The organism is Streptomyces sp. NPDC017940, from assembly GCF_044328435.1.
In the GTDB taxonomy this organism is placed as follows: Bacteria; Actinomycetota; Actinomycetes; order Streptomycetales; family Streptomycetaceae; genus Streptomyces.
Genome location: NZ_JBIRHJ010000001.1, coordinates 1,104,436 through 1,126,404 on the forward strand (window position 1 = coordinate 1,104,436; position 21,969 = coordinate 1,126,404).

General features: G+C 70.3%; 18 protein-coding genes. 10 read left to right on the top strand and 8 right to left on the bottom strand.

What is annotated here, in order from left to right; translation table 11 throughout:
- Positions 1-19 precede the first annotated feature (19 nt).
- From ACH4DX_RS04645 to ACH4DX_RS04655, 3 genes are all read left to right on the top strand, one after another.
- The gene (locus ACH4DX_RS04645; protein WP_030564394.1) at positions 20-667 is read left to right on the top strand and encodes a cell division protein SepF; all 648 of its coding nucleotides are present in this window, start codon (positions 20-22) and stop codon (positions 665-667) included.
- Positions 668-747: 80 nt separating this feature from the next.
- Positions 748-1,032, top strand: coding sequence for a YggT family protein (locus ACH4DX_RS04650; RefSeq protein ID WP_030564396.1), 285 nt, complete (start codon positions 748-750; stop codon positions 1,030-1,032).
- Between the two features lie 55 nt (positions 1,033-1,087).
- On the top strand, positions 1,088-2,263 hold the full coding sequence (locus ACH4DX_RS04655; RefSeq protein ID WP_398153966.1) for a DivIVA domain-containing protein: 1,176 nt from the start codon (positions 1,088-1,090) through the stop codon (positions 2,261-2,263).
- Between the two features lie 260 nt (positions 2,264-2,523).
- Here the strand turns inward: ACH4DX_RS04655 and ileS are convergent, their stop codons facing one another.
- Together ileS and ACH4DX_RS04665 are read right to left on the bottom strand one after the other, a co-directional pair.
- Entirely contained in the window at positions 2,524-5,670 is a 3,147-nt protein-coding gene (ileS, locus tag ACH4DX_RS04660) for an isoleucine--tRNA ligase (RefSeq protein ID WP_398153967.1), read from the bottom strand.
- A gap of 654 nt (positions 5,671-6,324) precedes the next feature.
- Positions 6,325-6,762: a hypothetical protein gene (locus ACH4DX_RS04665; RefSeq protein ID WP_398153968.1), complete on the bottom strand. Its 438-nt coding sequence runs from the start codon at positions 6,760-6,762 to the stop codon at positions 6,325-6,327.
- Between ACH4DX_RS04665 and ACH4DX_RS04670 the strand changes: the two genes are divergently transcribed.
- The 5 genes from ACH4DX_RS04670 to ACH4DX_RS04690 all read left to right on the top strand — a co-directional run bounded on the left by ACH4DX_RS04670 (position 6,749) and on the right by ACH4DX_RS04690 (position 11,243).
- Positions 6,749-7,360, top strand: a complete 612-nt coding sequence (locus ACH4DX_RS04670; protein WP_398153969.1) for a TraR/DksA family transcriptional regulator — start codon at positions 6,749-6,751, stop codon at positions 7,358-7,360. The two genes, ACH4DX_RS04665 and ACH4DX_RS04670, sit on opposite strands and share 14 nt — an antisense overlap.
- A 78-nt stretch (positions 7,361-7,438) precedes the next feature.
- Entirely contained in the window at positions 7,439-8,116 is a 678-nt protein-coding gene (gene lspA, locus ACH4DX_RS04675) for a signal peptidase II (protein ID WP_398153970.1), read from the top strand.
- A 23-nt stretch (positions 8,117-8,139) separates the two neighbouring features.
- On the top strand, positions 8,140-9,081 hold the full coding sequence (locus ACH4DX_RS04680) for an RluA family pseudouridine synthase (RefSeq protein WP_398117769.1): 942 nt from the start codon (positions 8,140-8,142) through the stop codon (positions 9,079-9,081).
- Positions 9,078-9,575, top strand: coding sequence for a GNAT family N-acetyltransferase (locus ACH4DX_RS04685; protein ID WP_398117770.1), 498 nt, complete (start codon positions 9,078-9,080; stop codon positions 9,573-9,575). The genes ACH4DX_RS04680 and ACH4DX_RS04685 overlap by 4 nt, the downstream gene beginning before the upstream one ends.
- 81 nt (positions 9,576-9,656) lie before the next feature.
- Positions 9,657-11,243: a Na+/H+ antiporter gene (locus tag ACH4DX_RS04690; protein WP_398153971.1), complete on the top strand. Its 1,587-nt coding sequence runs from the start codon at positions 9,657-9,659 to the stop codon at positions 11,241-11,243.
- A 54-nt stretch (positions 11,244-11,297) separates the two neighbouring features.
- Here the strand turns inward: ACH4DX_RS04690 and ACH4DX_RS04695 are convergent, their stop codons facing one another.
- Positions 11,298-12,389: a mechanosensitive ion channel family protein gene (locus ACH4DX_RS04695; RefSeq protein ID WP_398117774.1), complete on the bottom strand. Its 1,092-nt coding sequence runs from the start codon at positions 12,387-12,389 to the stop codon at positions 11,298-11,300.
- A 59-nt stretch (positions 12,390-12,448) separates the two neighbouring features.
- On the opposite strand from ACH4DX_RS04695, the gene ACH4DX_RS04700 reads away from it, so the two are divergent.
- Positions 12,449-13,018 carry a dienelactone hydrolase family protein gene (locus ACH4DX_RS04700; protein WP_398153972.1) on the top strand — a complete coding sequence of 190 codons (570 nt, stop codon included), beginning with the start codon at positions 12,449-12,451 and terminating at the stop codon, positions 13,016-13,018.
- A gap of 119 nt (positions 13,019-13,137) precedes the next feature.
- On the opposite strand, the gene ACH4DX_RS04705 is transcribed toward ACH4DX_RS04700, so the two are convergent.
- The 4 genes from ACH4DX_RS04705 to ACH4DX_RS04720 all read right to left on the bottom strand — a co-directional run bounded on the left by ACH4DX_RS04705 (position 13,138) and on the right by ACH4DX_RS04720 (position 17,991).
- Entirely contained in the window at positions 13,138-14,826 is a 1,689-nt protein-coding gene (locus tag ACH4DX_RS04705) for an alkaline phosphatase D family protein (RefSeq protein ID WP_398154179.1), read from the bottom strand.
- A gap of 130 nt (positions 14,827-14,956) precedes the next feature.
- Positions 14,957-15,775, bottom strand: coding sequence for a thioredoxin domain-containing protein (locus tag ACH4DX_RS04710; RefSeq protein ID WP_398153973.1), 819 nt, complete (start codon positions 15,773-15,775; stop codon positions 14,957-14,959).
- A gap of 40 nt (positions 15,776-15,815) precedes the next feature.
- A complete protein-coding gene (locus tag ACH4DX_RS04715; RefSeq protein ID WP_398153974.1) occupies positions 15,816-16,499 on the bottom strand; it encodes a hypothetical protein in 684 nt (227 codons plus the stop codon).
- 148 nt (positions 16,500-16,647) lie between these two features.
- Positions 16,648-17,991: a DUF2252 domain-containing protein gene (locus ACH4DX_RS04720; protein WP_398117782.1), complete on the bottom strand. Its 1,344-nt coding sequence runs from the start codon at positions 17,989-17,991 to the stop codon at positions 16,648-16,650.
- Between the two features lie 161 nt (positions 17,992-18,152).
- Between ACH4DX_RS04720 and dnaE the strand changes: the two genes are divergently transcribed.
- Complete coding sequence (gene dnaE, locus ACH4DX_RS04725; RefSeq protein WP_398153975.1) at positions 18,153-21,692, top strand: DNA polymerase III subunit alpha; 3,540 nt, start codon at positions 18,153-18,155, stop codon at positions 21,690-21,692.
- Between the two features lie 72 nt (positions 21,693-21,764).
- Here dnaE and ACH4DX_RS04730 read toward each other — a convergent pair whose 3' ends face one another.
- Positions 21,765-21,944 carry a hypothetical protein gene (locus ACH4DX_RS04730; protein ID WP_398153976.1) on the bottom strand — a complete coding sequence of 60 codons (180 nt, stop codon included), beginning with the start codon at positions 21,942-21,944 and terminating at the stop codon, positions 21,765-21,767.
- Positions 21,945-21,969 lie beyond the last annotated feature (25 nt).

The following is a 21,969-nucleotide window of genomic DNA, read 5'->3' on the forward strand; positions in this document are numbered from 1 at the left end:
AGAGCGGAGGACTCAGAGCATGGCCGGCGCGATGCGCAAGATGGCGGTCTACCTCGGCCTCGTGGAGGACGACGGTTACGACGGTCGGGGATTCGACCCCGACGACGATTTCGAGCCCGAGCCGGAGCCGGAGCGCGACCGTCGGCGGCACGAGCCGCCGCACCAGTCGCACCAGTCCCACCTGTCGGACCGGGACTTGGATCGGGATGAATCGGTACGAGTGGTACAGCCGCCGGCGCCGCGCGACCCGGCGCCCCGCGCCGCTTCGCTTCCCGCTGAATCGGGACGTCCGGCACGAATCGCCCCCGTGGCATCCATCACACCCGAACGCCAGAGCCTGGAGAAGAACGCACCGGTGATCATGCCCAAGGTCGTGTCCGAGCGTGAGCCCTACCGCATCACCACACTCCACCCCCGGACCTACAACGAAGCCCGTACCATCGGGGAACACTTCCGCGAAGGCACCCCGGTGATCATGAACTTGACGGAGATGGACGACACGGACGCGAAGCGACTTGTCGACTTTGCGGCCGGTCTCGTCTTCGGCCTGCATGGCAGTATCGAACGAGTGACACAGAAGGTGTTCCTGTTGTCGCCTGCTAACGTCGATGTCACGGCGGAGGACAAGGCCCGCATCGCAGAGGGCGGGTTCTTCAACCAGAGCTGAGACGCACGTGCAGTAGACGGCAATCATCGGATCGACACGGTACGAACCCGACTGAGAACAGGGGAGAGGGAAACGCGAACATGGGCGTGGTCCTGCAAGTGATCCATATCGCGTTGATGTGTTTCCTCATCGTGCTGATCTTCCGACTGGTCATGGACTACGTCTTCCAGTTCGCCCGCTCATGGCAACCCGGCAAGGCGATGGTGGTCGTTCTGGAGGCCACCTACACTGTCACCGATCCACCGCTCAAGCTTCTGCGGCGGTTCATTCCGCCGCTGCGTCTCGGGGGCGTGGCGCTCGACCTGTCCTTCTTCGTGTTGATGATCATCGTCTACATCCTGATCACCGTCGTGAGCAAGCTGTGAGCGCGATGTCAACTACGTTCTTGCCGAATGCCGACGACTACGTTGAGGTGAAGAGATGCCGCTGACCCCCGAGGACGTGCGGAACAAGCAGTTCACGACCGTCCGCCTCCGAGAAGGCTATGACGAGGACGAGGTCGATGCCTTCCTGGATGAGGTCGAGGCCGAACTGACCCGCCTGCTCCGCGAGAACGAGGACCTGCGCGCCAAGCTGGCCGCGGCCACCCGTGCCGCCGCGCAGAACCAGCAGCAGGGCGGCATGCGCAAGGGTCCCGGTGGACCCGAGGGCCCGCAGGACCAGCGCGGTCCCGGCGCTCCCGTGCCCGCCGCTATATCAGGTCCGCAGCCGGTGCCGCCGCAGCAGCAGCACCCGATGGGCGGTCCGCCGCAGCTTCCGGGCGGCGCGCCGCAGCTGCCCGCGGGACCCAGTGGGCACGGCCCGCAGGGTGGTCCGCAGGGCCAGGGCCAGATGGGTCAGGGTCAGATGGGCCAGGGGCAGATGGGCCAGGGCCCGATGGGTCAGGGTCCGATGGGTCAGGGTCCGGGTCCGATGGGCCAGGGTCCGATGGGCGGCCCGATGGGCGGTCCCATGGGCGGCCACGGTCCGCAGATGCCCCAGCCCGGTCAGGGCCCCGGCGGCGACAGCGCCGCCCGTGTCCTCTCCCTCGCGCAGCAGACCGCCGACCAGGCGATCGCGGAGGCCCGTTCCGAGGCCAACAAGATCGTCGGCGAGGCCCGTTCGCGCGCCGAGGGCCTGGAGCGGGACGCCCGTGCCAAGGCCGACGCCCTGGAGCGGGACGCGCAGGAGAAGCACCGTGTCGCGATGGGCTCCCTGGAGTCCGCCCGCGCCACGCTCGAGCGCAAGGTCGAGGACCTGCGCGGCTTCGAACGCGAGTACCGCACGCGGCTGAAGTCCTACCTGGAGTCGCAGCTGCGTCAGCTGGAGACCCAGGCGGACGACTCGCTGGCCCCGCCGCGGACCCCGGCGACCGCCTCGCTGCCGTCGTCCCCGACGCCTTCCATGGCATCGGCGGGCGCGGGTGCCCCGTCCTACGGCAGCAACCAGTCGATGGGGGGCAACCAGTCCCCGGGCGCGCCGTCCTACGGTGGGCAGCAGCAGATGTCGCCGGCGATGACGCAGCCGATGGCACCGGTGCGGCCGCAGGGGCAGCAGCCCATGCAGCAGGCTCCGTCCCCGATGCGCGGGTTCCTCATCGATGAGGACGACAACTGACGGGCCTCAGTACGCCTTGGGCGTCGGCAGTTTCACAGGGCGGAGCCCCCGGTATGTCCCGGGGGCTCCGCCCTTTGCCGTGTGCACGCCCGATGGACGGTCGGCCGGAACCCGGGCTGTGCCCACCCGTTCCGCTCCTGGCGGGCCAGTTTCCCCCAGCGGGGGTAGGCGGCTCGGCCTGCCCCCGCGGGTGACGGGGTACGACAAAGGCCCGGAACCCCGCCGTGTGAGCGGCGGAGGCCGGGCCTTCGGTGCCGCCGCTACGCCTTGCGGAGGCGGAAGGTGAGGTTCAGGGAGTCGTCCCTGAAGGGCTCGCCGTAGGTGTCGTCCGCCTCGCCGGAGGCGAAGTCCGTGGCGAGGACCTCGTCGGCGATGAGGGCGGCGTGGTCCGTGAGGGCCGTGGCCGTGGCCTCGTCCGTGGCGGTCCAGCGCAGGGCGATCCGGTCCGCCACGTCCAGGCCGCTGTTCTTGCGGGCCTCCTGGATCAGGCGGATGGCGTCACGGGCCAGGCCCGCCCGCCGCAGCTCGTCCGTGAACTCCAGGTCGAGGGCGACCGTGGCGCCGGAGTCGGACGCCACCGACCAGCCCTCGCGCGGGGTCTCGGTGATGATGACCTCGTCCGGGGCGAGGCTCACCCGCTCGCCGTCGACCTCCACCGACGCCGTGCCCGAACGCAGGGCGAGGGAGAGGGCGGCCGCGTCGGCCTCGGCGACGGCCTTGGCGACCGCCTGGACGCCCTTGCCGAAGCGCTTGCCGAGGGCACGGAAATTGGCCTTGGCGGTGGTGTCGACCAGGGAGCCGCCGACGTCGGAGAGCGAGGCCAGGGAGGAGACGTTCAGCTCCTCGGTGATCTGGGTGTGCAGCTCCGGGTCGAGCGACTCGAAGCCGGACGCCGCGATCAGCGCGCGGGACAGCGGCTGACGGGTCTTGACGCCGGACTCCGCGCGCGTGGCCCGGCCGAGCTCGACCAGGCGGCGCACGAGGACCATCTGCTTCGAGAGGTCCGGGTCGATCGCGGACAGGTCGGCCTCCGGCCAGGAGGACAGGTGCACCGACTCCGGGGCGCCCGGCGTGACCGGCACGACCAGGTCCTGCCAGACGCGCTCCGTGATGAACGGCGTCAGCGGGGCGAGCAGGCGCGTGACCGTCTCGACGACCTCGTGCAGCGTGCGCAGCGCGGCCGCGTCGCCCTGCCAGAAGCGGCGCCGCGAGCGGCGGACGTACCAGTTGGAGAGGTTGTCCACGAAGGCGGAGAGCAGCTTGCCCGCGCGCTGGGTGTCGTAGGCGTCCAGGGCCTGCGTCACCTGGTCGGTGAGCGCGTGCAGCTCGCTGAGCAGCCAGCGGTCGAGGAGCGGGCGGTCGGCGGGGGCCGGGTCGCTGTCCGAGGGGGCCCACTGCGACGTACGGGCGTACAGGGCCTGGAAGGCGGCGGTGTTCCAGTACGTCAGGAGGGTCTTGCGGACGACTTCCTGGATGGTGCCGTTGCCGACGCGGCGGGCCGCCCAGGGGGAGCCGCCGGCCGCCATGAACCAGCGGACCGCGTCGGCGCCGTGCTGGTCCATGAGCGGGATCGGCTTCAGGATGTTGCCCAGGTGCTTGGACATCTTGCGGCCGTCCTCGGCGAGGATGTGGCCGAGGCAGACGACGTTCTCGTACGACGACTTGTCGAACACCAGGGTGCCGACCGCCATCAGTGTGTAGAACCAGCCGCGGGTCTGGTCGATGGCCTCGCTGATGAACTGCGCGGGGTAGCGGGACTCGAACAGTTCCTTGTTCTTGTACGGGTAGCCCCACTGCGCGAACGGCATCGAGCCCGAGTCGTACCAGGCGTCGATGACCTCCGGCACGCGCACCGCTTCGAGGGCGCAGCCCTCGTGGGTGCAGGTGAAGGTGACGTCGTCGATGAAGGGGCGGTGCGGGTCGAGTGCCGACTGGTCGGTGCCGGTCAGCTCGGTGAGCTCGGCGCGCGAGCCGACGCAGGTGAGGTGGTTGTCCGCGCAGCGCCAGATGGGCAGCGGGGTGCCCCAGTAGCGGTTGCGGGACAGCGCCCAGTCGACGTTGTTGGTCAGCCAGTCGCCGAAGCGGCCGTGCTTGACCGACTCGGGGAACCAGTTGGTCCCCTCGTTCTCCTCCAGGAGCCGGTCCTTGACGGCCGTGGTGCGGATGTACCAGGACGGCTGGGCGTAGTAGAGGAGCGCGGTGTGGCAGCGCCAGCAGTGCGGGTAGCTGTGCTCGTACGCGATGTGCCGGAAGAGCAGGCCGCGGTCGTCCAGGTCCTTGGTGAGGCTCTCGTCCGCCTTCTTGAAGAAGACACCGCCCACGAGCGGGACGTCCTCTTCGAAGGTGCCGTCCGGGCGGACCGGGTTCACGACCGGCAGGCCGTAGGAGCGGCAGACCTTGAGGTCGTCCTCACCGAAGGCGGGGGACTGGTGGACGAGGCCCGTGCCGTCCTCGGTGGTGACGTAGTCCGCGTTGACGACGTAGTGCGCCGGTGCCGGGAACTCCACAAGGTCGAAGGGGCGCTGATAGGTCCAGCGTTCCATCTCGGCGCCGGTGAAGGACTGCCCCGTGGCCTCCCAGCCCTCGCCGAGGGCCTTCTCCAGGAGGGGCTCGGCGACGACCAGCTTCTCCTTGCCGTCGGTGGCCACCACATAGGTGACCTCCGGGTGCGCGGCGACGGCCGTGTTGGACACCAGCGTCCACGGGGTGGTCGTCCACACCAGGAGGGCGGCCTCGCCCGCGAGGGGGCCGCCGGTGAGGGGGAAGCGGACGTAGACGGAGGGGTCGACGACCGTCTCGTAGCCCTGCGCCAGCTCGTGGTCGGACAGGCCCGTGCCGCAGCGGGGGCACCAGGGGGCGACGCGGTGGTCCTGGACGAGCAGGTCCTTGTTGAAGATCTCCTTCAGGGACCACCAGACGGAGTCGACGTACTCCGGGTCCATCGTGCGGTACGCCTCGTCGAGGTCGACCCAGTAGCCCATACGGGTCGTGAGCTCGGCGAAGGCGTCGGTGTGCCGGGTCACCGACTCGCGGCACCTGGCGTTGAACTCGGCGATGCCGTACGCCTCGATGTCCTTCTTGCCGTTGAAGCCGAGTTCCTTCTCGACGGCCAGCTCCACGGGCAGGCCGTGGCAGTCCCAGCCGGCCTTGCGGGCCACGTGGTAACCGCGCATGGTGCGGAAGCGCGGGAAGACGTCCTTGAAGACGCGGGCCTCGATGTGGTGGGCACCGGGCATGCCGTTGGCCGTGGGCGGGCCCTCGTAGAACACCCATTCGGGGCGGCCCTCGGACTGCTCCAGGCTCTTGGCGAAGATCTTCTGCTCGCGCCAGAAGTCGAGCACGGCGTGCTCCAGGGCGGGCAGGTCGACCTGGGCCGGCACCTGGCGGTACTGCGGGGGCGGTGTCATGTTCGCGCTTCCTCCGGCGGACGTTCTTCCCTTCCGTCGGAGGGACGAGAGACTGCGCTGCTGCGCTCCCGCGGTACCACCCTCCTTGGCCCTCCTGGCGCGTGCGGCGCCCTGGGGAGCCCCCTCATTGGGGTCGCGATGCCGGGTCTACCGGCCGCGCCCGCCCCGGCTCGGGGAGGCTGCGGCTTTCTTCCGGCGGCTCCGGGGTGATCTTCACGTCGCGCTCGCCCCCGGGCTCACACCGTCCCCGGGTCGCTCCTGGCTGCGTACGCCGCTACTCGTCCCCATCCACGCTTCTCGCTGCGGTCAGTGTACGGCGCCGGGGCGGGAGCGGCCGACCGGTTTTCGGCGGGGCCGGGTGGAACGGGGGTTTTCGGCGGGGCTGTACGGGGTGGGGTGGCGGGTCCGCACTGACCCGAATGGCGAGACGCCCGCCGACGGGTCCGCGCGCGCTCTCCTCGGCGGATTCACCGGGCGGGGAGCTGGGCACAACGCTTGCAGGTTCGTCGCGCGGCACCCGGGGGGCGGGCGCATCGGGCGGCGTCCCCCGTTGCCGCGGGCTTGGAGTCGATTTATCGTCCCAGCACGATTCGCGTGCAAGATCACAATATGTGAAGGGGCCGCGGCCATGGTGGCGAAGAAGACCGCCGGACATCAGCCGGCGTCGAAGAGATCCACCGGTGCTGGGGGTTCCTCGCCGGGGGCGAAGAAGGCTTCCGCCGCGCCCCGGAAGACGTCGAGGACCGCTGCCGCGGGGGGTGGGGCCTCTGCCGGGGAGGCCCCCGCCGGGAAGGTCCCTGCCGGGAAGGCGGGCAGTGCGGAGGAGGCTGCCCCCTCTAAGGCTGCCTCTACGAAGGCTGCCTCTACGAAGGCGGCTGGTACGAAGGCTGCCTCTGCAAAGGCGGCACCCTCGAAGAAAGCTGCTACGAAAGCCAGCTCCAAGAAGGCCGCAGTGAAGAAGGCCGCCGTGAAGACGGCGGCTACGAAGAAGGCGGCTACGGAGAAGGCGGCTACGGAGAAGGCGGCTACGGAGAAGGCCGCTTCGAAAAAGGCCGCTGGTGCGGAGGTGGAGGGCGGGGTGACTGCGTCCAAGAAGGGGACGGGCGCCGCCAAGGGCCCCGGGGCCGGGAAGCGTACGGCCAGGAAGACGGTCGCGTCCGCGGCCGACGGTGCGGCTCAGGCCGCGGAGACGACGGGAGCCACGACGGTGGTTGCGAAGAAGACTCCGGGCACGGCGACGGCGGCGAAGAAGCCGGACGCGGTGCCCAAGGCGCGGGCAGCGGCGGCGGCGCCCGGCGAGCTCGCGGTGCGGCCCGGTGAGGACCCGTGGACCCCGGCGGAGGTCGCCGAGGCACGGACCGAGCTGATGTCCGAGACGACGCGGCTGCGTACCGAGATCGAGGCGTCGGAGGCGGCACTCGCGGGCCTGATGCGGGACTCCGGGGACGGCGCGGGCGACGACCAGGCGGACACCGGCACCAAGAACATCACCCGGGAGCACGAGATGGCGCTCGCCGCCAACGCCCGGGAGATGCTCGAGCAGACGCAACGCGCCCTCGAGCGCCTCGACGCGGGCACGTACGGCCTCTGCGAGAACTGCGGCAACCCCATCGGCAAGGCACGCATGCAGGCCTTCCCGCGCGCCACCCTGTGCGTCGAGTGCAAGCAGAAGCAGGAGCGGCGCTACTGAGCGTGGCCTGGGCACCGTGGACCGTACGTGTGTGCCGTACCCTCGTGCCCAGTCAGGTACCTAGGTCGAGGGACTCACGTGGCAGAGGCGGAGCGCATCATCGGTACGCCGGACATCCCTGAGGCGGGGGGAGCCGGACCGGAGCAGTCCGATTCCGGCTCCACGGGAGCACCCGGCCCCGCGGAAGGGTCCAGCCCCACGGAGGGACCCGGCCCCACGGAGGGACCCGACCCCGCGGAAGGGTCCACCCCCGCGCACGGGCGGCCCAAGGGGCGGCGCAAGATCGCCGTGCTGTTCGGCGTGGCCCTGTTCGCGTACGCCCTCGACCTGATCAGCAAGATGATCGTGGTCGCCAAGCTGGAGCACCACGACTCGATCGAGGTCGTAGGCGACCTGCTGCGCTTCAGCGCCATCCGCAACGCGGGCGCCGCGTTCGGCTTCGGCGAGGCGTACACCATCATCTTCACGGTGATCGCCACGGCGGTGATCGTCGTGATCGCCCGCCTCGCCCGCAAGCTGTACAGCCTGCCCTGGGCGATCGCGCTCGGGCTGCTCCTCGGCGGCGCGCTCGGCAACCTCACCGACCGGATCTTCCGCTCGCCCGGCCTCTTCAAGGGCGCGGTGGTCGACTTCATCGCGCCGAAGAACTTCGCGGTGTTCAACCTCGCGGACTCCGCGATCGTCTGCGGCGGCATCCTGATCGTGCTGCTCTCCTTCCGCGGGCTCGACCCCGACGGCACCGTGCACAAGGACTGACACCCCTCCGGCATACTCGTGGGGTGAGCACGATTCCCGAGATCCGTACCCTGCCCGTACCTGACGGCCTTGAGGGCGAGCGCGTCGACGCCGCCATCTCGCGCATGTTCGGTTTCTCCCGTACGAAGGCCGCCGAGCTCGCGGCCGCAGGCAAGGTGCTGGTCGACGGCGCGGTGGCCGGCAAGTCCGAGCGCGTCCACGGCGGGGCCTGGCTGGAGGTGGAGATGCCGCAGGCGGCCGCCCCGGTGCAGATCGTCGCCGAGCCCGTCGAGGGCATGGAGATCGTGCACGACGACGAGGACATCGTCGTGATCGTCAAGCCCGTGGGCGTGGCCGCCCACCCGAGCCCCGGCTGGACGGGCACGACCGTGATCGGCGGCCTCGCCGCCGCCGGGTACCGCATCTCGACCTCCGGTGCCGCCGAGCGCCAGGGCATCGTGCACCGCCTCGACGTCGGCACGTCGGGGCTGATGGTCGTCGCCAAGTCGGAGCGGGCGTACACCTCGCTGAAGCGCCAGTTCAAGGAGCGCACGGTCGACAAGCGCTACCACGCCCTGGTGCAGGGCCACCCCGACCCCATGAGCGGCACCATCGACGCCCCCATCGGCCGCCACCCGAACCACGACTACAAATGGGCGGTCACGGCCGAGGGCAAGCCGTCGGTCACGCACTACGACCTGATCGAGGCCTTCCGCGCCGCCTCCCTGCTCGACATCAAGCTGGAGACGGGCCGCACCCACCAGATCCGCGTGCACATGTCGGCGCACCGCCACCCCTGCGCGGGCGACCTGACCTACGGCGCGGACCCCACGCTCGCCAAGCGCCTCGGCCTCACCCGCCAGTGGCTGCACGCCATGCGGCTCGGCTTCGAGCACCCCGGCGACGGCCAGTGGGCGGAGTTCGAGAGCGGCTACCCCGACGACCTCCAGCAGGCGCTCGACCGCGTCAGGGCGGAGAGCGCGTGACCGCCACGGACGACGTCCGCCGTGCCGGGGTGACCTGCCGGGTCGCGGTGGACCAGAGGGACCTGGACGCCTGCTTCGCCGTGCGCAGGGAGGTCTTCGTCGCCGAACAGGGCGTGCCCGAGGACGTCGAGTACGACGAGTACGACGCCGTGGCCGTGCACGTGCTCGCCGTGCGGGCCGACGACGGGGTGCCCGTGGGGGCGGGGCGGCTGCTCACCGGAGCCGCCGCTGTCGTGAAGAACGGCGATCCGGACACGGGCGTGGGCGCCCTCGGCCGGCTCGCCGTGGTGCGCTCCGCGCGGGGCCTCGGGGCCGGGGCCGCGCTGGTGCGGGCCATCGAGGACGCCGCCCGCGCCCGCGGGCTCACCGCCGTCGACCTGCACGCCCAGACGCACGCACTGGGGTTCTACGAGCGCCTCGGGTACGTGGCGTACGGGGCGGAGTTCCTCGACGCGGGGATCGAGCACCTCGCCATGCGCAAGGCGCTGCCGTAGTCGTTCGGCCTGATCGCGGGGGGCGCGTGGCAAGGTGGAGGGGCTGATCGTTTCCGTCTCCCACCGCCGGAGGGCACCCTCGTGGATCAACTGGCACTGCTGCTCGTGCTGTTGCTGGGGGCGCTGGTCACCGTGCCGGTGGGGGAGCGGGTCGGGCTGCCCGCGCCGGTGCTCATGACGCTCGTCGGGGGCGTCCTCGCCTTCGTGCCGTTCGTGCCCAACGTCGACGTGCCGCCCGACCTCATCCTGCCGCTCGTCCTGCCGCCGCTCCTGTACGCGGCCGTGCAGCGCACCTCGTGGCGGCAGTTCGCCGCCAACATCCGGCCGATCCTGCTGCTCGCCGTGGCGCTGGTGTTCGTGACCACAGCGGCCGTCGCCGCCGTCGCCAACGCCGTGGTGCCGGGCCTCCCGCTCGTCGCCGCCGTCGCGCTCGGCGCGCTCGTCGCCCCGCCGGACCCGGTGGCCGCGACCGCCGTCGCCGGGTCGCTCGGGCTGCCGCGGCGCCTGGTGTCGATCCTGGAGGGCGAGGGGCTCTTCAACGACGTGACCGCCATCGTGCTGTACCACGTGGCGATCGCCGCCGCCGTCAGCGGCGACTTCTCCTGGTCCGCGGCCGCGGGGCAGCTCGTGCTCTCGGCCGTCGTCGCCGTGGCCGTCGGCCTCGTACTCGGCTGGCTCACCAACAAGCTGATGGCCCTGCTCGACGACGCCACCTTGCAGACCGGTCTGACGCTCCTCGTGCCGTTCGTGGCCTACGTCCTTGCCGAGGAGATGCTGGGCTCCGGCGTCCTCGCCGTCCTGACCACCGCGCTCTACCTCGCGGAGAACGCCACCGACGCGGACGACGTACTCGGCCGGATCACCGCACAGTCCTTCTGGGAGATCGTCGACACCCTCGTCACCGGTGTCGCCTTCGGGCTGATCGGGCTCGAACTGCACAACGTCTTCGGTACGGCCGACGGGCGCGAGTGGGAGATGGCGGGCTGGGGCGCCGCCGTCGTCACGGTCGTCGTCGGCGTACGGCTGCTGTGGCTCCTCCCCGCCACCTGGCTCGCCAAGCGGCTGCACAAGCGCAGGGACTACGACGAGGAGATCCCGACCAGCTGGCGCGAGACCGTCGTCATGTGGTGGTCGGGGATGCGCGGCGTGGCGTCGGTCGCGCTGGCTCTCGCCATTCCGCTGAAGACGGACGACGGGGCTCCGTTCCCCGCCAGGGACGAGATCGTCTTCATCGCCTTCTGTGTGATCGTCGCCACGCTCGTCGCCCAGGGCCTCACCCTGCCCTGGCTGGTGAAGCGGCTCGGCGTGCGAGCGGACACCGACGCCGAGCGGGAGCTCGAACGCGAACTCGCGGTGCGCGCCGCCAAGGCGGCCAAGGCGCGCCTGAAGGAGATCGAGGACGTCGAGGAGCTGCCCGAGGAGGTCTCCGAGCGGCTGCTGCGCGGCGCCTTCGACATCGGCGCCCGGATCAGCCCGGACATCGTGGACGACGAGCGCCGCGAGCGGCACATGAAGCGCGTCGACCGGATGAAGGCCTTCCAGCGCGTCCAGCGCGAGATGATGTCGGCCGCCCGCCACGAGGTCCTGTCCGCGCGCAGCGAACCCGGCTACGACCCGGAGATCGTGGACCGGGTGCTGCACCACCTCGACGTACGCAGCCTGCGCTGACGCGCAGCGGCCGCCCCCCGGATGCCGGGGGGCGGCCGCTGCGTCCCGGTGGTGTCAGCCGCGTCCCGTGCGCGGTACGTGCGGTGTCATCGGACGCGGACGGTTCCCGTTCGGGGACTCCGCCGCCCAGGCCGTGTTGACCCGCGGCAGCGCGTACGGATGGTGCTCGGTCAGCCAGGCGACCATCCGCTCGCGCACCGTGACCCGCACCGTCCAGATGTCGTCGGCGTCCTTGGCGGTCACCAGGGCCCGCACCTGGACGGTGTTCGGCGTGGTGTCGGTGACGGCGAGGCCCCAGTCACGGCCGTCCCAGGCGGCGCAGTCGCGCAGGATCTCCTGGAGCTTCTCGCGCATCGCCCCCACCGGGGCCGAGTGGTCGAGCTGGAAGAAGACGGTGCCGGTCATCTGGGCGCCACCTCGGGACCAGTTCTCGAACGGCTTCGCCGTGAAGTACGACACGGGCATCGTGATCCGCCGCTCGTCCCAGGTCCGCACCGTCAGGAACGTCAGCGTGATCTCGTCGACGACCCCCCACTCGCCGTCGACCACCACGGTGTCGCCGATCCGCACCATGTCGCCGAAGGCGATCTGCAATCCCGCGAAGAGGTTGCCGAGGGTGGACTGGGCGGCCACACCGGCGACGATGCCGAGGATGCCCGCGGACGCCAGCAGCGAGGCCCCCGCCGCCTGCATGGCGGGGAAGGTCAGCAGCATCGCGGCGACCGCCACCACACCCACGACGGCCGCGACCACCCGCTGGATCAGCGTGACCTGCGTACGGACACGCCGGACCCGGGCCGGGTCGCGGTGCGCGTGGGCGTAGCGCGCGTATGAGGACTCCACCACGGCGGCCGAGACGCGCACGGCCAGCCAGGCCACCGAACCTATGAGCACCAGAGTGAGCGTTCTGCCCAGCCCCACGCTGTGTTGCCTGGCGATCTCCGCCTGCTCGTACGAGCCCCGCAGCAAGGCCGTGCACATGACCACCTGGAGCGGTATCCGGCAGCGACGGAGGAGCCCCCACAGCGGTTGGTGGGGGCGCCGGGCGTCGGCACGCCGCAGCACCCAGTCGGCCAGCCAGCCGACGGCCAGCGTGAGCACGACCGAGCCGCCGACCACGATCAACGGACGCAGTACGTTCTCCATGCCTCCGAGGGTAGGCGCACCCGCATCCCGACCAGGAAGGCAGGTGGCACGATGGCTGCATGAACATCATGCTCTTCCATTCGACGTACGGGCTGCGGCCCGCGGTGCGGGCGGCGGCCGACCGGCTGCGCGCGGCAGGCCACGAGGTGTGGACGCCCGATCTCTTCGAGGGCCGCACCTTCGGGACCGTCGAGGAAGGGTTGGCCTTCAAGGAGGAGCTCGGCACCGACGAGCTCCTCAAGCGCGCGGTGCTCGCCGCCGCGCCCTACTCCGAGCGCGGCCTGGTGTACGCGGGCTTCTCGCTCGGCGCCGCCATCGCGCAGACCCTCGCCCTCGGCGACGACAAGGCGCGCGGCCTGCTCCTGCTGCACGGCACCTCCGACATCGCCGAGAACGCCTCCGTGGCCGACCTGCCGGTCCAGCTGCACGTCGCGGAGCCGGACGCCTTCGAGACGGACGACTGGCTCAGCGCCTGGTACCTGCGGATGGGCCGCGCCGGTGCCGACGTGGAGATCTACCGCTACCCGGGAGCGGGGCACGTGTACACCGACCCGGACCTGGACGACTACGACGCCGAGGCGGCGGAGGCGACGTGGCGTACGGCGCTGGGGTTCCTCGACAGCCTGTAGGCACGTGCCCCCGTCGGCGGTACGCGGTCAGGAGCGCGTGCAGCGGCCCACCAGGCTGCTCGCGGGCGGTCTGCACCGCACCCTGACCCCACGGCCACTCACGGGCGACGGGGTAGGGGCTACCGCACCGGCGCGTGCACCCGCTCGACCTTCTGCGTTCCGCTCAGGGTGCGGTACGAGCGTGCCCACGACGAGGTCGCGTGCGGGTCGGTGCGGTCGGAGATGACGTAGTAGTCCATCTGGGACCGCTCCTTGGTGACGTCCAGGACGCCGTACCCGTGGGAGTCCATGTCCAGGTACTTCACATGGCGGTTGGCGGCCTTGATCGCGGCGACGCCGACGAGCGAGAGGGTGTGCGGCGCGACGTTCAGGAAGTCGTCGACGTTGTCGGAGGTCACGGACGTGACGACGAACTCCGTGGCCGCGGACGGAGAGGCCGGGTACGTGGCGGCGGTCACCGGTACGTCGTTGGCCCACGCCATGTGGATGTCACCGGTCAGGAAGACCGTGTTCCGGACGGCCTTGTCGCGCAGGTGCCCGATCAGCTCCTTGCGGTCGTGGGTGTAGCCGTCCCACTGGTCGGTGTTGACGGCGAGCCCGCCCTCGGGCAGCCCGAGCAGCTCCGCGAGCGGCTTCAGGAGGTACGCGGGCAGGGAGCCGAAGGCGACCGGCGAGATCATCACCGAGGTGCCGACCAGCTGCCAGGCGGCGTTCGACGCGGTCAGGCCGGACTTCAGCCAGTCGAGCTGGGCGCGGCCCGTGAGCGTCCGGGTGGGGGAGTCGACGTCGCCGCTGCCGACGCCCGCCTGCTGTGAGCGGAACGAGCGCAGGTCGAGCAGGTGCAGATCGGCGAGGCCGCCGAAGCGCAGCCTGCGGTAGACGGTGCCCTCGGTGGCCGGGCGCACCGGCATCCACTCGAAGTAGGCCTGCTTGGCGGCGGCCACGCGTGCGGCCCAGGTGCCCTCCGTGCCCGGGGTGTGGTTCTCCGCGCCGCCGGACCAGGCGTCGTTGGCGACCTCGTGGTCGTCCCAGATCGCGATCACCGGGTGCGTGCCGTGCAGGGCCTGCGCGTCGGGATCGGTCTTGTGGGCGCCGTGCCGGGTCCGGTAGTCGGCGAGGGTGAGGATCTCGTGCCTCGGCCGGTGCTCGCGCACGACGTCGCCGGACGAGGCGAAGCCGCCGGAGGCGTACTCGTACAGGTAGTCGCCCAGGTGCAGGACCGCGTCCAGCTCGGTGCGGGCGGCGAGGTGGCGGTACGCGGAGAAGTACCCGGCCTCCCAGTTCGAGCACGACACGATGCCGAAGCGGACCCCGGCCGCGGAGGCGTCGTGGGCGGGCGCGGTGCGGGTGCGGCCCACGGGGGAGCGCACCGGCGACCCGTCGCCCTCGCCCTCCTTGCCGACGGCGAAGCGGTAGTAATAGGTGCTCGCCGGGCGCAGGCCCCGCACATCGGCCTTGACCGTGTGGTCGCCCGCGGCCTTCGCCGGGAGCGCGCCGCTGCGGACGACCCGCGTGAAGCCCTTGTCCTCGGCCACCTCCCAGCGCACCTCGATGTCCGGCCCCTTGCCGGACCCCGGGGTGGCGTCGGGTGTCGGGGTGACGCGCGTCCACAGCAGGACGCCGTCGGGCAGCGGGTCACCGGAGGCGACACCGTGCAGGAAGGCGGGGCCGTCGGCGGCACGGGCGGCCGGGATCGCCGCCAGCGGGGCGGCGAGGGCGGCGGTGGCGGCCGCGGCCTTGACGACGGTGCGGCGGCGCGGGGCGCGGAAGGTGTCCGGGGACGTCTCGGAAACCTCGGCGGATGCCACGGAGTTGTTGTCTATTCGACTGGTCACAGGACGGACCCTACGCACCGGTAACGGCGAAGAGCGGGCGACTGCCGAAAGTTCGCCCGCTCTTCCGCAGTACGCCTACTGCGCTTGCGTGATAACTCCTGGATCAGCTCTTGATCTCCGCGTCGACGGCCTTGTTGAACTCCTCGGGGGTCATCGGCGCGTTCCTGCCGTCGGCGCCCTTGAGCTGCTTGCCGTTCATGACGAGGGCCGGGGTGCCCTCGACCTTGTCCTTGTTGTCGCTGAACGCGTCCGACATCTCCAGGGCCCAGCGGTCGTACGTGCCGTCCTCGACCGCCTTCTTGAAGGCCGCGCTCTTCTTGAGCTCGGGCACCTCGTTCGCGATCTTCAGCAGGTAGGAGTCGTCCTTGAACTTGTCGTCCTGCTCGGCCGGGTGGTTGCCGGTCGAGTACAGCGCCTTCTTGTAGGCGAGGAAGGCGTCGGGGGAGACGTTCAGGGCGGCACCGAGCGCGCTCATCGCGTTGCGGGAGCCCTCGCCGGGGAAGCTGTTGTCGAGGAAGGTGGCGCCGACGAACTGGACCTTGTACTTGCCGTCCTCGATGTCCTTCTCGACCGTCGGCCCGACGGCCTGCTCGAAGCTCGCGCAGATGGGGCAGCGCGGGTCCTCGTACAGCTTCAGGGTCTTCTTGGCGCTCGCCTTGCCGACGACGACGGTCGTGCCGTTCGCGCCGGTGGTGTTGGCGGGCTTGACCAGCTTCTGGTCCTTGGCCCCGTCCCAGTAGTCGGGCTTGTTGTTCTGCACGACGGCGTACGAGACGCCGCCCGCGATGGCGAGGACACCGAGGATGGAGGCGCCGACGAGGATCGACCGCTTGCGCTTCTCGCGCCGGCGCTCGGCCTCCTGCTGGACGCGGATCCGCTCGCGGGCCGCCTGCTTGGATGCCTGGCTGTTGCGCTTGCTCATGATTCTTCTCCGTGGTGGTGCAGAGGGGACACTGCTGTGCTCAGGCGGATGCGGCCGAGCACGGCGGTCCACGCCGTCCCACGATGTGTACGAGCAGCCTGCTGCGGACGGTCTGCGTCCGGCGCACGGGGCGCGGCAGGCGGCGCCCGGGCTCGCCGCGCGGGGTCACCGCGGCGACCGCGAGGATCAGCGGCCGGAACGTCGCCGCCGCGGCGGCGCGCAGCAGCCCGGCGACGGCACGCTCACCGCGCCCGAGCCAGGAGGCCGCGAGCAGCCCGGTCCCGACGTGCGCGGCGAGCAGCAGCCAGGCCGCCGCGGGGTCGGCCTCGGCGAGCACCGCGGCGCCGTGGCTCTCGCCGCCCGCCATCCGGGCCAGGGGCGTGCCGACGCTGCCGCCGCCGCACAGCACGTCGAAGCCGACGGAGCGCAGCGGCCCCGCGACCGGGCCGCCCGCCTGGCCGTAGCAGACGTGCTGGCCCGCCGTGAACACCGTGTCGGCGGCGAGTTCCAGCGGGATGAGCAGGGCGGCGATCGCGCCGAAGCCGCGCTCGCGCCCCGCGAGGGCGTACGCGAGCGCGAAGACGGCGGCGCTCACCGCGGCGAACGGGACGAGCGGCAGCGGGGCGCGGGACAGCAGTACGTGCGACGCGGCGGAGAGCGTCACGACCAGGGCCGTGAACACTGCCGCGCGCACCACTCTCAGCTGGGTCCCTGATATGTCCATCGCGCAGTTGAGTGTGCCATGTGTCGTCGTAAGAGACCCCTAAAGGGTCCCTGTGAAGGTGCTCGCGAGTGTCCTGGGAAGTCCTGGGAGGAGGTCCTAGAGGACCTGGGGGACGTCCTTGTGCGTCCGACGGCCGGCCGCACAGGGCCTACAGGCCCGGGATGCGGCCGTTGCGGAAGAGGTCGACGAAGATCTGGTGGTCCGCGCGGGCCCGCGCGCCGTAGCTGTGCGCGAAGTCGACCAGGAGGTCGGCGAAGCCGGCCTCGTCGGCGGCGATGGCGGCGTCGATGGCGCGCTCCGTGGAGAAGGGCACCAGGTCGGAGTGGCCGCTCTCGTCGTCCGCCGCGGCGTGCATCGTCGCCGTGGCCCGGCCCAGGTCGGCCACCACCGCGGAGATCTCCTCCACGTCGTCGATGTCCGACCAGTCGAGGTCCACCGCGTACGGCGAGACCTCGGCGACGAGCTGGCCCGTGCCGTTCAGCTCGGTCCAGCCGAGCCAGGGGTCGGCGTGCGCCTGCAATGCCCGCTGCGAGATGACCGTGCGGTGGCCCTCGTGCTGGAAGTAGTCGCGGATCGCGGGGTCCGTGATGTGCCGGGAGACGGCCGGGGTCTGGGCCTGCTTGAGGTAGATCACGACGTCGTTCTCCAGGGCGTCGCTGTTGCCCTCGAGGAGGATGTTGTACGACGGCAGGCCCGCGGAGCCGATGCCGATGCCGCGGCGGCCCACGACGTCCTTCACGCGGTAGGAGTCGGGGCGGGCCAGGGAGGAGTCGGGGAGGGTCTCCAGATAGCCGTCGAAGGCGGCGAGGACCTTGTACCGGGTGGCGGCGTCCAGCTCGATGGAGCCGCCGCCGGGCGCGAAGCGGCGCTCGAAGTCGCGGATCTCCGTCATCGAGTCCAGGAGCTCGAAGCGGGTCAGGGAGCGGGCCGCGCGCAGGGCGTCCAGGAGCGGGCCCTGGGCGGTGTCCAGGGTGAAGGGCGGCACCTCGTCGCTCTTCGCGCCCGTCGCCAGGTCGTGGACGCGCTCGCGGTAGGCCGCGGCGCAGGTGCGCACGAGGTCCGTGATCTGCTCGTCGCTGAGCGCCTTGGTGTAGCCGATCAGGGCCAGGGAGGCGGCGAGGCGCTTCAGGTCCCAGGTGAAGGGGCCCACGTACGCCTCGTCGAAGTCGTTGACGTTGAAGATCAGGCGGCCCTGGGAGTCCATGTACGTGCCGAAGTTCTCCGCGTGCAGGTCGCCGTGGATCCACACCCGGCCCGTGCGGTCGTCCACGTAGGGACCGCCGTGCTTGCCGCCGTCCGCGTGCTCGCCCTCCAGGTCGTGGTAGAAGAGGCAGGCCGTGCCGCGGTAGAAGGCGAAGGCCGAGGCCGCCATCTTCCGGAACTTCACCCGGAACGCGGCGGGGTCGGCGGCGAGCAGCTCGCCGAACGCGGTGCCGAAGACGGCGAGGATCTCCTCGCCGCGCTGGTCGGCGGGGGGCTGCGGGACCGACATCGGGGGGTGCCTCCTGGTGCATGACATGGGGGACGGCTCTCCGCCCTCTTCTCCAACGGACGACCGTACGCGCGAGTGCCCGGCCGGTGTCAGTGAGCGGGACTAGACTTCCACGCTGTCCACCCCCGCCGCCCGCAGAGTCCCACCCGGAGGCCCAAGCCGTGTCGAAGCCGCCCTTCACGCACCTGCACGTCCACACCCAGTACTCGCTCCTGGACGGTGCCGCGCGGCTGAAGGACATGTTCAACGCGTGCAACGAGATGGGCATGACGCACATCGCGATGTCCGATCACGGCAATCTGCACGGCGCGTACGACTTCTTCCACTCGGCGAAGAAGGCCGGGGTGACGCCGATCATCGGGATCGAGGCGTATGTGGCGCCGGAGTCGCGGCGCAACAAGCGGAAGATCCAGTGGGGGCAGCCGCACCAGAAGCGCGACGACGTGTCGGGTTCGGGTGGCTACACGCACAAGACGATCTGGGCGGCGAACCGTACGGGTCTGCACAATCTGTTCCGTCTCTCCTCGGACGCGTATGCGGAGGGCTGGCTCCAGAAGTGGCCGCGGATGGACAAGGAGACCATCGCGCAGTGGTCGGAGGGCCTGATCGCGTCGACGGGGTGCCCCTCGGGTGAGTTGCAGACGCGGTTGCGGCTCGGGCAGTTCGACGAGGCGGTCAAGGCGGCTTCGGAGTACCAGGACATCTTCGGCAAGGACCGGTATTTCCTGGAGCTGATGGACCACGGCATCGACATCGAGCGGCGGGTCCGTGAGGATCTCCTGCGGGTGGGCAAGAAACTCGGCATTCCGCCGCTGGTGACGAACGACTCGCACTACACGTACGCCCACGAGGCGACGGCGCACGACGCGCTGCTCTGCATCCAGACGGGCAAGAACCTGTCGGACCCGGATCGTTTCCGTTTCGACGGTACGGGCTACTACCTGAAGTCGACGGACGAGATGTACGCCGTCGATTCCTCCGACGCCTGGCAGGAGGGGTGCGCGAACACGCTCCTCGTGGCGGAGCAGATCGACACCAGCGGCATGTTCGAGAAGCGCGACCTGATGCCGAAGTTCGACATCCCGGACGGCTTCACCGAGGTCACCTGGTTCCAGGAGGAAGTGCGCCGCGGCATGCAGCGCCGCTATCCGGCCGGCGTCCCCGAGGACCGCCAGAAGCAGGCCGAGTACGAGATGGACATCATCATCCAGATGGGGTTCCCCGGCTACTTCCTCGTGGTCGCCGACTTCATCATGTGGGCCAAGAACAACGGCATCGCGGTCGGCCCCGGCCGAGGCTCCGCGGCCGGCTCGATCGTCGCGTACGCCATGGGCATCACCGACCTCGACCCGATCACGCACGGCCTGATCTTCGAGCGGTTCCTCAACCCCGAGCGCGTCTCGATGCCCGATGTCGACATCGACTTCGACGAGCGCAGGCGCGTCGAAGTGATCAGGTACGTGACCGAGAAGTACGGCGAGGACAAGGTCGCCATGATCGGTACGTACGGCAAGATCAAGGCGAAGAACGCGATCAAGGACTCCGCGCGCGTCCTCGGCTACCCCTACGCCATGGGCGACCGGCTCACCAAGGCCATGCCCGCCGACGTCCTCGGCAAGGGCATCGACCTCGACGGCATCACCAACCCCACCCACCCGCGCTACACCGAGGCGGGCGAGATCCGGGGGATGTACGAGAACGAGCCGGACGTGAAGAAGGTCATCGACACCGCCAAGGGCGTGGAGGGCCTGGTCCGGCAGATGGGTGTGCACGCGGCGGGCGTGATCATGTCCAGCGAGCCGATCGTGGACCACGCCCCGATCTGGGTGCGGCACACCGACGGCGTCACGATCACGCAGTGGGACTATCCGCAGTGCGAGTCGCTCGGCCTGCTGAAGATGGACTTCCTCGGCCTGCGCAACCTCACGATCATGGACGACGCCGTCAAGATGGTGAAGGCCAACAAGGGCATCGACCTGGAGATGCTCAGCCTCCCGCTCGACGACCCCAAGACCTTCCAACTGCTCTGCCGCGGTGACACGCTCGGCGTCTTCCAGTTCGACGGCGGCCCGATGCGCTCCCTGCTCCGCCAGATGCAGCCCGACAACTTCGAGGACATCTCCGCCGTCTCGGCCCTCTACCGCCCGGGCCCGATGGGCATGAACTCGCACATCAACTACGCGGAGCGCAAGAACGGCCGCCAGGAAATCACCCCGATCCACCCGGAGCTCGAAGAGCCCCTGAAGGAGACCCTGGGTCTCACCTACGGCCTGATCGTGTACCAGGAGCAGGTGCAGAAGGCCGCCCAGATCATCGCGGGCTACTCGCTCGGCGAGGCCGACATCCTGCGCCGCGTCATGGGCAAGAAGAAGCCCGAGGAACTGGAGAAGAACTTCGTCCTCTTCCAGGCGGGCGCCAAGAAGAAGGGCTATTCGGACGCCGCGATCCAGGCCCTGTGGGACGTCCTTGTGCCCTTCGCCGGATACGCCTTCAACAAGGCGCACTCCTCCGCGTACGGCCTCGTCACGTACTGGACCGCGTATCTGAAGGCGAACTACCCGGCGGAGTACATGGCGGCGCTGCTGACGTCGGTGAAGGACGACAAGGACAAGTCGGCGGTGTATCTGAACGAGTGCCGTCGTATGGGCATCAAGGTGCTGCCGCCGAATGTGAACGAGTCGGTGCACAACTTCGCCGCGCAGGGTGACGACGTGATCCTGTTCGGTCTCGAGGCGGTGCGCAACGTCGGTACGAACGTGGTCGAGTCGATCATCCGCTCGCGGAAGGCGAAGGGGAAGTTCGGCTCGTTCCCGGACTACCTGGACAAGGTGGAGGCGGCGGCGTGCAACAAGCGCACCACGGAGTCGCTGATCAAGGCCGGTGCGTTCGACACCATGGGGCACACCCGCAAGGGCCTGACCGCGCAGTACGAGCCGATGATCGACAATGTGGTCGCGGTCAAGCGCAAGGAGGCCGAGGGGCAGTTCGACCTGTTCGGAGGGATGGGGGAGGACGAGTCGGACGAGCCGGGCTTCGGTCTGGACGTGGAGTTCTCCACCGACGAGTGGGACAAGACGTATCTGCTCGCCCAGGAGCGGGAGATGCTGGGCCTGTATGTGTCCGACCATCCGCTGTTCGGTCTCGAGCACGTGCTGTCGGACAAGGCGGATGCGGGGATCGGCCAGCTGACCGGCGGGGACTTCTCCGACGGCGCGGTGGTGACGATCGGCGGGATCATCTCCGGGTTGCAGCGCAAGATGACCAAGCAGGGCAACGCGTGGGCGATCGCGACCGTGGAGGACCTCGCCGGCTCCATCGAGTGCATGTTCTTCCCGGCGACCTATCAGCTGGTGTCGACGCAACTGGTCGAGGATGCGGTGGTGTTCGTCAAGGGCCGCCTCGACAAGCGTGAGGACGTCCCCCGCCTCGTCGCCATGGAGATGCAGGTCCCCGACCTGTCGAACGCCGGGACCAACGCCCCCGTCCTCATCACCATCCCGACCGTGAAGGTGAGCCCGCCGATGGTCACCCGCCTCGGCGAGATCCTCAGCCACCACCGGGGCAACAGCGAGGTGCGGATCAAGCTCCAGGGCGCCCGGAAGACCACCGTGCTCCGGCTCGACCGGCACCGAGTGAAGCCCGACCCGGCGCTCTTCGGCGACCTGAAGGTGCTGCTCGGCCCGTCCTGCCTGGCGGGCTGAACCACCGGAGCGCGGCACGGCTCAGGGGCGCACCCGCCGCGGGTGCGCCCCTGAGGTGTGTCAGTACGCGCGTCAGTTGTGGCCGAAGCGGCGCTGGTGCTTACGGGCAACATCCGCAGGGCTGCCCTGGGCCTGCGTCTGCATGGCCTGCTGCGCCTCGGCGGCGGCCGTCCGTGCCTCTTCCGAGGCGCGCTCGGCCTGCGAGGAGCGGTTTTCCTGGGCGGCCTGCTTGCGGTTCTTGTTCTTGGCCATGGTGATCTTCCTCCTGAAGGGGATC